Consider the following 13,572-nt stretch of genomic DNA (forward strand, 5'->3'; position numbering starts at 1 on the left):
TCCCGCACCGCGCCTAGCGACGCGGCGGCCCGTGCGGTGCCGGCGGTCCCGGCGGGGGCTGACGGAATTCGGCGCGGGTCCGGAATGGCCGGGTCGGTTCATTGCCGACGGTCGCTGCCACGGCTGTTGAGTTCGCCATCGGGCTGGCGAGCCGGGTCGTCGGTGCGGTCGGGCTGGCAGCGCGTCGCGGACCGAGCACCAGCGGACGGGTGGCCTGATCGCTCTCGTCGTCGTTCTGCTCGAGCACCCTCCGAGCGATCCGCTCGATCGCGCCCTGCACCTGCATACGGTCGGGCCGGCCGTCGAATTCGGGCGAGCGGGTGAGAGTGTCGGTGATCCAACTCGCCAGCATGTTGCGGGCGTGGTTCACTTCCGCGGCGCCGGCCGGGGTCAGCCACAGCTGATCGCCGCTGCGCTGGGCGTAGCCGTTCGCGACCAGCCGGTCGAACGTCGGCTCCAGGATCTCGACCGGCACCCGGTGGTGGGCGGCCACGGCGCTGAGGTCCGCTGTGCCGGCCACCTGCGCGTGCCGGTAAATCCGCAGCGCGGCCCACATCAACGGAACATCGAGGCGGGTGCCGCCGGCTCGAGCCAGCGCCGGTAGGTGCTGGCCGCGGCTTTCCCGCAGCAGTCGGCTGACCGCGACCTCCAGCACTTTCTCGGCCGGTTCGGTGGTCGGCATGCCGAAGCCCTCGCCAAGGTCGGTGCTGCCGGTGGCGGCCGCGTCGCGCAGCGGTACCTGCTTGAGGAACAGCGCGAGTACGAACCCGACGATCGCGACCGGCGCCGCGAACAGGAACACCTTGCTCAGCGAGTCGGCGTAGGCGTCGACGATCGGCGCGGCCGCTGCGGGCGAGAGCTTGTGCAGCGCCTGCGGGGACTGCGCGACCTCGGCCGAGGCACCGCTGGTGGCCAACGCCGCAGGCAGCCGCTCGGCCAGGAAGTTACTGAACAGCGAGCCGAAGATCGCGGCGCCGAACGAACTTCCGATGGTGCGGAAGAAGGTGACTCCCGAGGTGGCCACGCCCAGGTCGGTGAAGTCGACGGTGTTCTGCACGGTCAAGATCAGCACCTGCATGCTCAGCCCGATCCCGGCGCCGAGGACCAGCAGATCCAGCGACTGCACGAGCGTCGAGGTGTGCGCATCCATCAGCGACAGCAGGATGAAGCCGACCGCCATGGTCGCGGTGCCCATAATCGGGAAGATCTTGTAGCGCCCGGTGCGGCCGACGATCACACCAGAGGTCAGCGAGGTGGCCAGCAGACCGGCGACCATCGGCAGGGTGTGCAGGCCGGACACGGTGGCCGACACCCCGTCGACGAACTGCATGTAGGTCGGCAGGAACGTCAGCGCCCCGAGCATCGCGAATCCGACGACGAACGACAGCACGCAACACACGGTGAACACCGGGTCGGCGAACAGCCGGATCGGCAGAATCGGCTCGGCCGCCCGCTTTTCGACGAACACGAACGCCACCAGGATCGCCACCGAGCCGACGAACAGACCGATGATCGTCGGCGATCCCCACGGATAGGTGGTGCCACCCCAGCTGGTGGCCAGGGTCAGGCCGGCCGCGCCGAGACCGACCAGCACGATGCCGGGATAGTCGATGACCGGTCGGGAGGTACGGCCCAGCGCCGGAATCGCCACCGCCGCCACCGCGAGGACCACCACCGCGACCGGCACGTTGACCCAGAACGCCCACCGCCACCCGAGGTGGTCGGTGAACAGCCCGCCCAACAACGGGCCCACGACGGTGGTGACGCCGAACACCGCGCCCAGGGCGCCCTGGTAGCGGCCGCGTTCGCGCAGCGGGATCACTTCGCCGATGACCGCGACCGCGGTCACGGTGATCGCACCGCCGCCGATGCCCTGCAGCGCGCGGGAGGCGACCAGCATCGACATCGATCCGGCCAGACCGCACAGCACCGACCCGGCCAGGAAGAACAGCACGGCCGCCTGGAATACCGGTTTGCGGCCGAACGTGTCGCCGAGCTTGCCGACGACTGCCGTCACGATCGTCGACGCCAGCAGGTAACTGGTGACGACCCACGACTGGTGGCCGGCTCCGCCGAGATCGGCGACGACCGTGGGCAGTGCGGTCGCGACGATGGTCTGGTCGAGGGCGGCCAGCAGCATGCCGAGCACCACAGCGAGGAAGACGAAGTTGCGCTGCCGGCCCGTCACCTGCGCAGCCGCCGGTGCTGGCGGAGCGCCGGTGGATGGACGAGTCACGCTTTCCTCAATACCCTTCCGCGACCGTGGCTAAGCTGCGCCGCGCCGTGCTCTCAGTCACCGATCCCCGAACCACCGAGCAGGTCCGGCCGGCGCTCGCGCGTCCGCTGCAGCGCCTGCTCGTGGCGCCATGCCGCCACTTTGGCGTGGTCGCCGGACAGCAGTACGTCCGGGACGGGCAGCTCGCGCCAAGTCGGCGGACGCGTGTAGCTCGGGCCTTCGAGCAGTCCGTCTTTTTCCGGCGAGTGCGAATCATCCTGGTGCGAGCGCGGATTGCCCATCACGTTGGGTAGCAACCGGACCACCGCTTCGATCATCACCAGCGCCGCGACCTCGCCACCGGCCAGCACGTAGTCCCCAATCGAGACCTCCTCGACCCGCATCCGCCGCCGCGCGTCCTCGGCGACCCGCTGGTCGATGCCTTCGTAACGGCCACAGGCGAACACCAGATGCCGCTCCCCCGTCCATGCTTGGGCGTCGTTCTGGGTGAACAGCCGTCCGGCCGGCGTCGGGATCACGAGAACGGTGTCCTCGGTGCAGATCTCGTCGAGCGCCTCACCCCAGACCGGGGCTTTCATCACCATGCCGGGGCCGCCGCCGTACGGGGCGTCGTCCACCGAGTGGTGGACGTCGTGGGTCCAGCGACGCAGATCGTGCACGGCGAAGTCCACGATGCCGGACTCGATGGCCTTGCCGGGCAACGACTGTCGTACCGGGTCGAGATACTCGGGGAAGATCGAGATGACGTCAACCTTCATCGCTGCGCATCTCAGTCCAAGCCGTCCAGATCCAAAAGCCCTTCGGGAGGATCGATTTCGACGATCCCGTCGGCCAGAGACACCGACACCACGATCGCTCCGACGAATGGCACCAGCACTTCGGCGCCGTCGGCGCCGCGCACCGCCAGCAGTTCCGCGCCTGCGGTGTGCAGCACTTCGGCGATCGAGCCGACGACGCGGCCGTCCACGGTCCGTACCGTCAGCCCTTCGAGCTGATGGTCATAGAACTCGTCGGGGTCCTCGATGGGAGGCAGTTCCGCGGAGTCGACGACGAACAGGTGGCCGCGCAATGCGTCGGCGGCATTGCGGTCGGACACCCCGCGCAGCCGTACCAACAGACGCCCGCCGTGCGGCCGGGCCGACTCGACGACGACGTCTTGGCCGCCGTCACCGCGAGATGGCCGCAGCCGCAACCGGTTTCCGACCGCGAACCGCTCTTCGGGGTCATCCGTGCGGACGTCGACCACCAGTTCCCCGGTGATGCCGTGAGCCTTGGCCACCCGCCCGGCGACGAGTTCCATGGTCGCTACTGGTCGGTGTCCACCACGTCGACGCGGATCCCTCGGCCACCGATACCGGCGACCAGGGTGCGCAACGCAGTCGCGGTGCGACCGCCGCGGCCGATCACCTTGCCGAGGTCCTCGGGGTGGACATGGACCTCAACCGTGCGTCCCCGCCGGTTGGTGACCATGTCGACGCGGACATCGTCAGGATTGTCGACGATCCCGCGGACCAGATGCTCCACGGCGTCGACGACGACCGAACTCATTCTGCGGCGGCCTCAGTGGACTCGGCAGCCTCGGCGGCCGGCTCAGCGGCGGGCTCGGCCTCAGCGGCCTCAGCCTTCTTGGCCGGGGCCTTCTTCTTCTTGGCCTGGGTGGCCTCGCCACCGGGGGCGCCATCGGCCTCGGCCAGCGCGGCATTGAACAGGTCCAGCTTGCTGGGCTTGGGCTCCTTGACCTTCAGCGTGCCCTCGGCACCGGGCAGGCCCTTGAACTTCTGCCAGTCACCGGTGATCTTCAGCAGGTTGAGCACCGGCTCGGTGGGCTGGGCGCCAACAGACAGCCAGTACTGCGCGCGCTCGGAGTCGATCTCGATCAGGCTCGGCTCTTCCTTCGGGTGGTAGCGGCCGATGACCTCGATCGAGCGGCCGTCGCGGCGGGTGCGCGCGTCGGCGACAGCGATGCGGTACTGGGGGTTGCGGATCTTGCCAAGCCGGGTGAGCTTGATCTTGACAGCCATGAACTAACTCCTGTGGGTATCACGCTGCAATTCAGCGATGCCGGCGGATTGCCGGATCCGGTTTTGCCTCGCGTGCGTGACCAGCCGGCGGCCCATCCATAACGGAAGCCGCGGTCGGACAGCCACCGATTGTGCCAGACGGCCCTGGTCAGGTGTTAATCGCGCGACCTGCCGCCGGCCGGATCAGACGATCTTCTGGATGCACTTCTGCTCGACGCGCCGCGTCATCCGCCAGCCGTCGGGGGTACGGACGAACGCGTCGTCGTACCAGAGCCCGCAGAACATGATCTGGCCGTCGTCGCCGAGCGCCATCGGATTGAACAGGATCGTCCGCGACGTCGCGGTGTCGCCGTCGAGGCGGATGTCGAAGTTTCCGAGCATGTGGAAGTAGGCCGGGAAATTCGGCAGTACCTCGGCCAGCCAGGCCTTGACGTCGGGAAAGGTGCCCGCGATCCCACCCAGCTCGGTGTAGTCGATGTGGGCGTCCGGGGTGAAAACACGGTCCAGGTCGTCGAAGCGGCGGCTGTCGATCGCCGTCGAGTAGTCGACCAGCAGCTGCTGGATCTCCATCCGATCCGACATCTCTTCAAGGCTCAGCATGCGCGTGATTCAACACCTGATCGGTGGGCGCGGCCGGCGTGGTCCACACCTGCGGGACACTTTCTACTAAGGTTTGCCTAACCAAATCAGATCGGAGCAAGTGTGGTGGAGCGTCCCGGTTTCTCGCTGATCATCGGCTACGCCAGCGACATGGGCACCGCCGAGTACATCGCCATGCAGCTGGCCGACGCGGTCAAGGAAGCCGGTATCGACGCCACCGAGACCGAGCTCAATGACGTCGCCCTCGACGAGGTCCGGGCCGCGACGCACGTCATCGTGGTGGCCTCGACGTTCGGTGAGGGCGAGGTCCCCGACAACGGCACCGTGTTCTGGGAGGAGCTGGCGGCATCCGACACCCGGCTCGACGGCCTGGGCTACGCGGTTCTGGCGCTGGGCGACAGTTCCTACGACTTGTTCTGCAACGCCGGCCGGATCATCGACGCCCGGCTCGCCGAGCTGGGCGCCCACGCGCTGGCCGAGCGCGTCGAATACGACTGCTACCGGGAGGGCGAGGCCCGCGAGTGGATCGCCGACGTCGCCAAGATCCTCATCGAGGCGGCCGCCGCCGCACCCGCCTCCGCGGAACCGACCGCCCCGAAGACGACGCCGCACCGCCGTCACGACGCCAGCCCGTGGACCGACGCGAATCCCTTCACCTCGACCGCCCTGGTGAATCGCCTGCTCACGGCACCCGGGTCCGACAAGGAGGTCCGCCACATCGAGCTGGATCTCGCGGATTCCGGAATCACCTACCAGGCCGGCGATTCGGTGGCCGTGCATCCGGTCAACAATCCCGGACTCGTCGAGGCTGTGCTGGCCAAGCTCGGCGTCGACGGCACCTACGTCGCCGCGGGAAGTGATCGGCCCCTGGGCGAACTGCTCGCCGGCCACCTCGACATCTGCGCTCCATCGCGGGCATTGCAGGCGCTGGTCGCCACCCGTACCGGCGACACCGAGGCCGCCACGGCGCTGCGCTCCCCCGATCCCGCGGTGGTGTCGTCGTGGTTGTACGGCCGCGACGTTCTCGACCTGCTCCACCTCGCCGAACTGTCGGTTGACGAAGTACTGGAAACGTTGCGGCCCTTACAGTTTCGCGACTATTCGATCGCGTCGAGTCCATTGGCCCATCCGGACCGGCTGCACCTGACAGTGGCGACCGTGCGCTACCACTGCCGAGATCGCGCCCGCGGTGGCGTGGCGTCCACATTTCTGGCCGACAAGGTAGCCAGTGGGCAGTCGGTGCGAATTCACCTGCGGCCCAACCACAATTTCCGGCTGCCGGCCCCGGAGGTACCGATCATCATGGTCGGGCCCGGAACCGGCATCGCGCCGTTCCGCGCGTTCCTGCATGAACGCCAGGCGACCGCTGCGCCGGGCAGATCCTGGCTGTTCTTCGGCGACCGGCGGCGCCACACCGACTTCCTGTATGGCGACGAGCTGACGCGATTCCACGAGTCCGGCACACTGACCCGACTCGACCTGGCCTTCTCGCGAGAAAGCACCGGGCCGAAAACCTACGTCCAGCACCGCATGAAAGACAACGCGCGAGAGTTGTTCGCGTGGCTCGACGGCGGCGCGCATCTCTATGTCTGCGGTGACGCCGAGCGAATGGCCAAGGACGTCGACGCGGCCCTGCACGAGATCGTCGCCGAGGCCGGTGACATGGACGCCGCCGCCGCGCACTCCTACGTCAACGAGCTGATCAAAGCTCATCGGTACGTGCGCGACGTCTACTGACCGAGCGGGTTAGGCTCAGGGCCCATGCGCAGACTTCTCGCGAGCCTGACGACGGCGCTCACGGTATTGACGGCGACGGCAGGGATTGCCAACGCGGACACCATCGATCAGCCACCCGGCTCGGTGCCGGTCCCCGACGGACCCGCGCCCGCGTGGATCGTCGCCGACATGGACACCGGCCAGGTGCTGGCCGGTCGCGACATGTACGCCGCGCATCCACCGGCCAGCACGATCAAGACACTGCTGGCCCTGACGGCTCTGGACGAACTGCCCGACCTGAATGCGACGGTGGTGGCCACCAACTCCGACACCCTCGTCGAATGCAACTGCGCCGGTGTGCGACCCGGTCGCAGCTACACCGCCCGCCAGCTGCTCGACGGGCTGCTGCTGGTGTCGGGCAACGACGCCGCCAACACCCTGGCCGACATGCTCGGTGGCTACCAGGAGGCGGTCGACAAGATGAACGCCAAGGCCGTCGCGATCGGGGCGACCAACACCCACGCGACCACACCGTCCGGTCTGGACGGAGCGGGTGGTCCGGGCTGGACCACTCCGCACGACCTCGCCGCGATCTTCCGCGCCGCGATGGCCAATCCGGTGTTCGCACAGATCACCGCCCAGCCGGTCGCGATGTTCCCCGGCGAGACCGGAGACAAGCCACTGGTGAATCAGGACGAGCTGCTGGCCCGCTATCCCGGTGCGATCGGCGGCAAGACCGGCTTCACCGACGCCGCCCGCAAGACGTTTGTCGGCGCCGCCGACCGCGGCGGCCGCCGCCTGGTGATCGCGATGATGTACGGGCTGATCCACGAAGGTGGCCCGACGTACTGGGATCAAGCGGCGGCGCTGCTGGATTGGGGCTTCGCCCAAAACCCTTCCGAGAGCGTCGCCGCGCTGTAGTCCGCCCGGCTAGCGGCGTCCGCCGCCCGAGTTGAAGCCCGGCTGAGCCGCCTCACCTTCGGTGATTTGATACGGCGAGGTGGCCAGGTCGTTCGGGGTCGCCACGATGGCCGAGTTGTCGCCCGACGGCGGGGCGCCGGCTGGGGCCTGGCTGTCCGGCACGACCTGGAAATTCTCGTCGGAATCCGGCACGACGACCGGCGCCGCGGTGCTGCCCGGGTCACCCGGTACCCAGGCCAGGAGGTCACGAGTGCCGTCGTTGAAGACAACGCTGTTCGGGATGTCGCCAACAACGTCGAAGTACAGTCTTCCGCCATTCGACGCGCCCCAAATAGCGGGGTAGAAATCGCCGGACTCAGCGCGGGCACCGAAGCGCTCGATGAACGGCGGATAATTGCCACCCATCCCGTCGATGGTCAGTTTGGCCGAATACAACGTGCCATTGTGTGGCACCGGGTCCGAACTGGGCTTGAGCTTGCCCACGGCGTAGCCGATGTAGGGCAGGCCATTGGGCCCGTTCAACGTCTCCTGCTCGCCGAACACCCGCACGCTGTCCGTCGCCCACGCCGGTGCGGCGCAGACACCGGCAAGGCCCAATGCGACAACCGTGGCGCCCACTCCGGCCATTTTCGCGATTTTCATGTCTCTCCCCACCTGATCAGTGCCAACACCCCGGCATTTGTTCGAAAAATTTTACTGTGACTCACCAATCCAATACCCGCTTTAACCGGCATCTCCCCAATTAATCGGTGCGTTCGTCGCCGGACGCTAAACCCGTCGACCGTCATCGCAATACATTCGAGACTCGCTCGCGTCGTTGCCGAGGTGCAGTCTGGTTAGTTTCGGCTCATGCCGGCCCGCCCATTCGTCGCGATGTTGAGCATCGCCATGTCTCTTGTGCTGGTGGCGCCGGTCGCGGCCGCGCCCACCCCGCAGCCGGCCGGTGCGGTGACCGCTCCGCCCGACGGTCCGGCGCGGGCCTGGCTGGTCGCCGACCTCGACACCGGCCAGATCCTGGGCAGCCGGGAACCCTATAGCGCGCACGCGCCGGCCAGCACCATCAAGCCGCTGCTCGCGATGGTCGTGCTCGACCAGTTGTCGCCCAACGCCGTGATCCGGGCGACGGCGGCCAATACCCAAGTCGAATGCTCGTGCGTGGGGCTGGTGCCCGGCCAGATCTACACCGCGCGCCAACTGCTCGACGGGCTGCTGCTGGTGTCGGGCAACGACGCCGCCAATCTGCTCGCCGACATGCTCGGCGGACAGCGTGCGGCAGTGCAGAAGATGAATGCCAAGGCCTACCAACTGGGCGCCCGCAGCACCAGGGCCGGATCGCCGTCGGGGTTGGACGGGCCGGGCTGGGAGTCGGTGACCTCACCGCACGACCTGGCGTTGATCTACCGGGAAGCGTTGCGCTATCCCCTGTTTGTGCAGATCGTCCACCAGACCTCGGCGCAATTCCCCGACCGGTCGGGGTACCGGGAGATCAAGAACCAGGACCGCCTGCTGCGCAGCTACGCCGGCTTCATCGGCGGAAAGAGCGGCTACACCGATCTGGCCCGCGAGACCTATGTCGGAATGGCGCAGCGCGGCGGGCACCGGCTGATCGTGGTGGAGATGTACGGCGATGACGACCTGTGGAACCAGGCCGCCCAACTGCTCGACTGGGGCTTCAGCCACTATCCCGCGTGAATCACCGCAAACGCGGCGCTATCCACTTGATATCGGAAAGATCAACAATTCACTGATATTGCCGAATTGACGACCTTGCGAGCTAATTAGCTCTACTCTCAGGTCGGCCGATGTCGGCCGTTCTTATCAGCGTTGGTTTCGGGACGGGGATCGTTGATGGATTTCAACACGGGTCAGACGCGCAGGCGCAGGGCCGCACACAAATTCGCGGCGTGGCTCGCCGCAGCCACGATGGCCGCGGGCCTCGGCGCGGCGGTGGTCAGTGGCACCGCAGTGGCCTACGCCGACACCGGGTCGTCCGGCTCAGCGTCGCACGCCAGCTCGGGCGCATCGAACTCCCCTGCGACAAAGCATGATTCGACGGGCTCGTCGCGCAGAACGGCTGCCAACCTCGCACCGAAGACCCGCCCCACCAGCGCCGCCGCAACCACGCCGACATCTCGGGCGTCCCTGTCGCTGGTTCCGGACACCGTCGCGCCCAAGACCAAAGCCTCCGCGGTACCGCAGCTGCCGACACCGGAGGCGGTGCTCCGATACACGTTCTTCAACAGAGCGCCATCGGCCCATCCCACCCAAAACACGCAAACCGGTGACAACAAAGAGATCACGGGCGCCATCAACGGGGCCAGCAACAACGGCCTCGGCCTGACCTACAAGGTCACCCAGCAACCCAAGTACGGCGAACTGAGTTTTGACCCGAACACCGGCAATTACAGCTACGTCGCCCGCAACGACCTCATCACGCCGGGCATCACCGATCAGTTCACGGTCGCGGTCAGCAACGGGGGCGCCGCCAAGCTGCCCGGCGTGCTGGGCCAACTCCAACTCGCGCTGCACTCGATGGCGGTCGCCCTGGGAGCGGCCAAACCGGACACCGTCGAAAAGACGATCACGATCGCGGTCACCGGCACCGGCCAGTACGGGACTCCCGACGCGAACGCGAAGTGGTACCAGGACCAGCAGGTCGACAACAGCTGTGTCCTGGTCGCCGACGCGGGGATCATCGGCCAGCTGACCGGGAATGTGCTGACCGAGCAGTACATGATCACGCTGGCGAAGAACACGACCAGTGTGTCGAACCCGCCGCGAAAGATGTACCTGGGTACCCAGGCAGAAACCAAGTTCGCTGGGCTGACGATCACTGATGGCGTAGCCCTGTTGAAGCAGTTCGGTATCGACGGGACCTATACGACGTACAAGACCGCGCCGCGGGGCGGCCAATCGCGGAAAGAGGCGGCGGAGGTCAAGGCAGCGGACGGAAACCGGGCACTGACTGCCCTCTCGGCCGCCCTCGCCGAGGGTAAGGCGGTCATGGTCGATGTCGATGCAGATTCCATCGTCAAGGCAGCCAATGGGCAAGTCAGCGACACCATCGCAACCGAAACCAATCACATGGTCGTGGTGACCGGCGTCGACATCAAGGCCGGACTCGTCTACCTCAACGACGGCAATCTGAGCAAGGGCAGTGTTGGCATCCCCATCAAGGCATTCATGGATTCGTGGGGCGCAGATAATTTCGGGCTCGTCACCGCTCAGAAGGCCGTGTCCGACGCGTCGTTGCCCGCCGCGACCGTGACCCTGTCCATCGCCGCCTGACCTAGAAAACCCTGCCGCGCAGGATCACTCGATCGGGGTTGGACAAGATGTCGGCGCCGCCGCGCGGGTCCTCGGTGTAGCACACCAGGTCCGCGGGCGCGCCGTCGTCGAGAACCGGCCGGCCCAGCCACCGGCGCGCATCCCAGCACGCCGCGCCGAGTGCGTCGGTCGGGTTCATCCCGATGCGTGTGAGGGCTTCGACCTCGTCGGCGATCCGGCCGTGCACGATCGTGCTGCCGGCGTCGCTGCCCGCATAGATCGGCACGCCGGCTTCCCTGGCCGCGGCCACCCTCGGGTAACAGCTGGCGTAGAGGTCGCGCATGTGGGCGGCGTAGGTGGGGTATTTGCTTGCGGCGTCGGCGAATCCGGGGAAGTTCTCGATATTGATCAGCGTGGGTACCAGCGCGGTGCCGTGCTCGACCATCATCGCGATGGTGTCGTCGGTCAGCCCGGTGCCGTGCTCGATACAGTCGATGCCCGCACCGATCAGTCCCGGCAACGCGTCCTCGCTGAACACATGCGCCGTAACCCGAGCGCCCTCGTCGTGGACGGCGGCGATCGCCGCGCGCAGCACGTCGTCGGACCACAGCGGCGCCAGGTCGCCCACCGAGCGGTCGATCCAGTCGCCGACCAGCTTGACCCACCCGTCGCCGGCGCGGGCCTGAGCGGCCAGCGCCTCGGGCAGCTGCCACTCGTCCTCGAGTTCGATGGCGAAGCCCCGCGAATAACGCTTGGGGCGGGCCAGATGTCGGCCGGCCCGGATGATCCGCGGCAGGTCGTGATGATCGTCGAGGCTGCGGGTGTCGGTCGGCGATCCGCAGTCGCGCAGCAACAGTGCGCCGACCTCACGCTCGCGCTCGGCCTGGGCGATCGCCTCGTCCAGCGGGATCGCGCCGTCGTCTCCGAGCCCCACATGGCAGTGAGCGTCGACCAGGCCGGGCAGGATCCAGCCGCCGTCGAATACGGTCTCGGCCTCGGCGACCGGCTCGGCACGCAGGATGCCGTCGACGATCCACCACTCCACGACCTCGCCGTCGGGCAGGCCACGGCCCCGGACGTGAAGGGCCACCACGCTAGTTCTTGCCCGGGAACTTCAGCTTGGACAGATCGAAATCGGCCAGCCCCGGCGGCAATTCGTTGAGGCCTTCGGGCATTCCGGACAGGTCCGGGAAACCGCCGGGCATGGCGCCGGCGAGCAACGGATTGGTCTTGGGCGGCGTCGGCCCGCGTCCGCCCTTCTTCTTGCCCGCCTGCTTGTTCTTGCCCTTGGTCTGTTTCTTCGACGAGCGCCGACCGAACGGCATGCCCATCGCGCCGGCCATTTGCGACATCATCTTGCGCGCCTCGAAGAAGCGGTCGACGAGTTGGTTGACCTCGGACACCGTGACGCCGGATCCGTTGGCGATGCGCAGTCGGCGTGAGGCATTGATGATCTTCGGGTCGGCCCGCTCCTGCGGCGTCATGCCGCGGATGATCGCTTGCAGCCGGTCGAGCTGTTTGTCGTCGACGGTGGCCAGCGCGTCCTTCATCTGGCCTGCGCCGGGCAGCATGCCCAGCAGGTTGCCGATCGGGCCCATCTTGCGGATCATCAGCATCTGCTCGAGGAAGTCCTCCAGCGTCAGCTCGCCGGAGCCGATCTTGGCGGCGGCCTCCTCGGCCTTCTGCTGATCGAAGACCTGCTCGGCCTGCTCGATCAGGCTCAGCACATCGCCCATGCCCAGGATGCGGCTGGCCATCCGGTCGGGGTGGAAGACGTCGAAGTCCTCGAGCTTCTCACCGGTCGACGCGAACAGAATCGGCACGCCGGTCACCTCGCGGACCGACAGGGCCGCGCCACCGCGGGCGTCGCCGTCGAGCTTGGTCAGCACCACGCCGGTGAACCCGACACCCGAACCGAACGCTTCGGCGGTGGCCACCGCGTCCTGACCGATCATCGCGTCGAGGACGAACAGGGTCTCGTCGGGGTGCACGGCGTCGCGGATCGCGGAGGCCTGCTCCATGAGCACCTCGTCGATGCCCAACCGGCCGGCGGTGTCGACGATAACGACGTCGAAGTGCTTGCTTTGCGCCTCGGCCAGGCCGGCGGCGGCGACAGCGACCGGATCACCCGGGCCGGCGCCCTCGGTATCGGCGGCGTCGGGTGCGGTGCCCGGATGGGGGGCGAAGACGTTGACGCCGGCGCGCTCGCCGACGATCTTGAGCTGGTTGACCGCGCCGGGGCGCTGCAGATCGCAGGCCACCAGCAGCGGGGTGTGGCCCTGGCCCTTGAGCCATTTGGCCAGCTTGCCGGCCAGCGTGGTCTTACCGGCGCCCTGCAGGCCGGCCAGCATGATGACCGTCGGCGGGTTCTTGGCGAAAGCCAGCTGCCGGGTTTCCCCGCCGAGGATGCCGATGAGCTCCTCGTTGACGATCTTGACGACCTGCTGGGCTGGGTTGAGCGCACCGGAGACCTCGGCGCCGCGCGCCCGCTCCTTGATGCGGTTGACGAAAGCGCGCACGACCGGCAGCGAGACGTCGGCCTCCAGGAGCGCAAGCCTGATCTCGCGTGTAGTGGCGTCGATATCGGCGTCGGTCAGCCGACCTTTGCCGCGCAGGCCCGAGAGCGCACCGGTCAACCGGTCGGACAGGGATTCAAACACGGGTCAAGCCTATCTGGCGCAGCTCGGAGCCGAGATCGCCACCGTGGTCCTGATCGGGCGGTCGACCGCGGGGGCGATGACTGCTCGATGAACTGCGGCAAAATCCGGTGTCGCCGGCGTGCGTGTGGTATCCCTGGTCCAAGCACAGCGG

At 67.6% G+C, this 13,572-nt stretch carries 13 protein-coding genes; 4 read left to right on the plus strand and 9 right to left on the minus strand.

The features are described 5' to 3' along the window. Positions 1-13: 13 nt before the first annotated feature. The 6 genes from D3H54_RS19150 to D3H54_RS19175 all read right to left on the minus strand — a co-directional run bounded on the left by D3H54_RS19150 (position 14) and on the right by D3H54_RS19175 (position 4,857). On the minus strand, positions 14-2,236 hold the full coding sequence (locus D3H54_RS19150; RefSeq protein ID WP_432246349.1) for an MDR family MFS transporter: 2,223 nt from the start codon (positions 2,234-2,236) through the stop codon (positions 14-16). Between the two features lie 53 nt (positions 2,237-2,289). After that, positions 2,290-2,994, minus strand: coding sequence for a tRNA (guanosine(37)-N1)-methyltransferase TrmD (trmD, locus tag D3H54_RS19155; RefSeq protein ID WP_149380396.1), 705 nt, complete (start codon positions 2,992-2,994; stop codon positions 2,290-2,292). Positions 2,995-3,005: 11 nt separating this feature from the next. Next, positions 3,006-3,536 (minus strand): ribosome maturation factor RimM, encoded by a 531-nt coding sequence (gene rimM / locus D3H54_RS19160; RefSeq protein WP_149380397.1) that lies wholly within the window; start codon positions 3,534-3,536, stop codon positions 3,006-3,008. Positions 3,537-3,541: 5 nt separating this feature from the next. Further along, positions 3,542-3,784, minus strand: a complete 243-nt coding sequence (locus D3H54_RS19165) for an RNA-binding protein (RefSeq protein WP_005148848.1) — start codon at positions 3,782-3,784, stop codon at positions 3,542-3,544. Next, entirely contained in the window at positions 3,781-4,257 is a 477-nt protein-coding gene (gene rpsP / locus D3H54_RS19170) for a 30S ribosomal protein S16 (protein ID WP_149380398.1), read from the minus strand. The genes D3H54_RS19165 and rpsP overlap by 4 nt, the downstream gene beginning before the upstream one ends. Before the next feature lie 183 nt (positions 4,258-4,440). Then, on the minus strand, positions 4,441-4,857 hold the full coding sequence (locus D3H54_RS19175) for a nuclear transport factor 2 family protein (RefSeq protein WP_083116790.1): 417 nt from the start codon (positions 4,855-4,857) through the stop codon (positions 4,441-4,443). A gap of 102 nt (positions 4,858-4,959) precedes the next feature. Here D3H54_RS19175 and D3H54_RS19180 point away from each other — a divergent pair, with 102 nt between their 5' ends. Beyond that, entirely contained in the window at positions 4,960-6,594 is a 1,635-nt protein-coding gene (locus D3H54_RS19180; protein WP_149380399.1) for a sulfite reductase subunit alpha, read from the plus strand. 24 nt (positions 6,595-6,618) lie between these two features. Then, on the plus strand, positions 6,619-7,494 hold the full coding sequence (locus D3H54_RS19185; RefSeq protein ID WP_149380400.1) for a D-alanyl-D-alanine carboxypeptidase family protein: 876 nt from the start codon (positions 6,619-6,621) through the stop codon (positions 7,492-7,494). A gap of 9 nt (positions 7,495-7,503) precedes the next feature. Here D3H54_RS19185 and D3H54_RS19190 read toward each other — a convergent pair whose 3' ends face one another. Continuing rightward, entirely contained in the window at positions 7,504-8,136 is a 633-nt protein-coding gene (locus tag D3H54_RS19190) for a DUF1942 domain-containing protein (RefSeq protein WP_149380401.1), read from the minus strand. A 207-nt stretch (positions 8,137-8,343) separates the two neighbouring features. Between D3H54_RS19190 and D3H54_RS19195 the strand changes: the two genes are divergently transcribed. Continuing rightward, positions 8,344-9,186 (plus strand): D-alanyl-D-alanine carboxypeptidase family protein, encoded by an 843-nt coding sequence (locus tag D3H54_RS19195; protein ID WP_149380402.1) that lies wholly within the window; start codon positions 8,344-8,346, stop codon positions 9,184-9,186. Positions 9,187-9,342: 156 nt separating this feature from the next. After that, on the plus strand, positions 9,343-10,782 hold the full coding sequence (locus D3H54_RS19200; RefSeq protein ID WP_149380403.1) for a hypothetical protein: 1,440 nt from the start codon (positions 9,343-9,345) through the stop codon (positions 10,780-10,782). Position 10,783: 1 nt separating this feature from the next. On the opposite strand, the gene D3H54_RS19205 is transcribed toward D3H54_RS19200, so the two are convergent. Both D3H54_RS19205 and ffh read right to left on the minus strand, forming a co-directional pair. Beyond that, on the minus strand, positions 10,784-11,854 hold the full coding sequence (locus D3H54_RS19205; RefSeq protein WP_149380404.1) for a metal-dependent hydrolase family protein: 1,071 nt from the start codon (positions 11,852-11,854) through the stop codon (positions 10,784-10,786). 1 nt (position 11,855) lies between these two features. Further along, positions 11,856-13,421, minus strand: a complete 1,566-nt coding sequence (gene ffh / locus D3H54_RS19210; RefSeq protein ID WP_149380405.1) for a signal recognition particle protein — start codon at positions 13,419-13,421, stop codon at positions 11,856-11,858. Positions 13,422-13,572 lie beyond the last annotated feature (151 nt).

It is taken from the genome of Mycobacterium sp. ELW1 (assembly GCF_008329905.1).
Lineage (GTDB): Bacteria > Actinomycetota > Actinomycetes > Mycobacteriales > Mycobacteriaceae > Mycobacterium.

What these genes read in the sequence shown, in the direction of transcription:
- trmD (WP_149380396.1), bottom strand. Translation starts at nt 2,994, where the DNA reads ATGAAGGTTGACGTCATCTCGATCTTCCCCGAGTATCTCGACCCGGTA.
- rimM (WP_149380397.1), bottom strand. Translation starts at nt 3,536, where the DNA reads ATGGAACTCGTCGCCGGGCGGGTGGCCAAGGCTCACGGCATCACCGGG.
- D3H54_RS19165 (WP_005148848.1), bottom strand. Translation starts at nt 3,784, where the DNA reads ATGAGTTCGGTCGTCGTCGACGCCGTGGAGCATCTGGTCCGCGGGATC.
- rpsP (WP_149380398.1), bottom strand. Translation starts at nt 4,257, where the DNA reads ATGGCTGTCAAGATCAAGCTCACCCGGCTTGGCAAGATCCGCAACCCC.
- D3H54_RS19175 (WP_083116790.1), bottom strand. Translation starts at nt 4,857, where the DNA reads ATGCTGAGCCTTGAAGAGATGTCGGATCGGATGGAGATCCAGCAGCTG.
- D3H54_RS19185 (WP_149380400.1), top strand. Translation starts at nt 6,619, where the DNA reads ATGCGCAGACTTCTCGCGAGCCTGACGACGGCGCTCACGGTATTGACG.
- D3H54_RS19190 (WP_149380401.1), bottom strand. Translation starts at nt 8,136, where the DNA reads ATGAAAATCGCGAAAATGGCCGGAGTGGGCGCCACGGTTGTCGCATTG.
- D3H54_RS19195 (WP_149380402.1), top strand. Translation starts at nt 8,344, where the DNA reads ATGCCGGCCCGCCCATTCGTCGCGATGTTGAGCATCGCCATGTCTCTT.
- D3H54_RS19200 (WP_149380403.1), top strand. Translation starts at nt 9,343, where the DNA reads ATGGATTTCAACACGGGTCAGACGCGCAGGCGCAGGGCCGCACACAAA.